The sequence below is a fragment of the Vibrio sp. YT-16 genome (genome assembly GCF_033337405.1).
GTDB classification, from domain to species: Bacteria; Pseudomonadota; Gammaproteobacteria; order Enterobacterales; family Vibrionaceae; genus Vibrio; species Vibrio alginolyticus.
On the sequence record NZ_JAWOQQ010000117.1, the window covers coordinates 1 to 1,188 of the forward strand.

The window sequence follows — 1,188 nt, forward strand, 5'->3', positions numbered from 1 at the left end:
ACGAGACGTTATGATGAACAAAAAGTGTTGTATTTAAAATCGTTGATTCAGGTAGTAGAACGATTTAAGAACTAAGGACTTAGATTTGAGCGGGAAGAGGCAGGGTGGCCTCCGAGTCAAAGACGCCGGAGACCGGGGGTGTAGGCTATGGACAGGTTAGCCTAGGTAAGTTTCTAGCTCTTCGCTACCACCGATGTGTTTACCGCCGATGAATACTTGCGGGACGGTCGTACGGCCTGTAATAGCACGAAGACTGACGGAAGTTGCATCTTTCCCCAAAATGACTTCTTCATATTGAAGACCGTGATCAATCAAGTTTTGTTTGGCTTTCATACAGAAAGGACAACCAGGCTTGGTAAATACAGTGATCGATTCCTGAGTTCTGTACTCTGGTGCGATGTAGTTCAGCATAGTGTCTGCATCCGAGACTTTGAACGGATCTCCTGGCTCATTTGGCTCGATGAACATCTTCTCAATCACGCCATCTTTTACCAACATGCTGTAACGCCAAGAACGTTTACCAAAACCGATGTCATTTTTGTCCACGAGCATGCCCATGCCATCGGTGAACTCTCCATTACCATCTGGAATAAAGGTGATGTGCTCGGCTTCTTGGTCGTGTTTCCAAGCGTTCATAACGAATGTGTCGTTTACCGAAATACACAAAATTTCATCAACACCGTGTTCTTTGAACACAGGGAATAGCTCGTTGTAACGAGGTAAGTGGCTAGAAGAACAAGTCGGTGTAAACGCTCCAGGCAAACTGAATACGAGCACGGTTTTGCCTTTGAATAGATCATCCGAGGTAACGTTCACCCAAGTATCACCTTGGCGAGTCGGGAAAGTAACCTGTGGTACGTTTTGACCTTCTTTAGATACAAACATATTGATTCCTTTAAAATATTCGAGTGAAGCGTTTAGAGCGTGACTTGTCGTTTGGCTCTGTTTCGTTTTGTTGAGCCCATTATTGTAAAAATCCTTTGATAGCTCTAATCGTTTGATGCTATGGTTTTGATAGACATTGACTATCATCAAATAGAAGCGAATCGTGTGTTATGAATATTCGGGATTTTGAGTACTTAGTCGCACTGGCGGAGCACAAGCATTTTCGCAAAGCGGCAGAGGCATGTTTTGTCAGTCAGCCAACGCTTAGTGGTCAAATACGTAAGCTGGAAGATGAACTCGGCA

At 44.3% G+C, this 1,188-nt stretch carries 2 protein-coding genes; one reads left to right on the plus strand and one right to left on the minus strand.

Annotated elements, in window-relative coordinates; genetic code table 11:
* Positions 1 to 156: 156 nt before the first annotated feature.
* The gene (locus R7F07_RS25135; RefSeq protein ID WP_140062952.1) at positions 157 to 885 is read right to left on the minus strand and encodes a redoxin family protein; all 729 of its coding nucleotides are present in this window, start codon (positions 883 to 885) and stop codon (positions 157 to 159) included.
* 170 nt (positions 886 to 1,055) lie between these two features.
* Here R7F07_RS25135 and R7F07_RS25140 point away from each other — a divergent pair.
* A partial coding sequence (locus tag R7F07_RS25140) for a LysR family transcriptional regulator (RefSeq protein WP_318110657.1) occupies positions 1,056 to 1,188 on the plus strand: 133 nt, incomplete at its 3' end.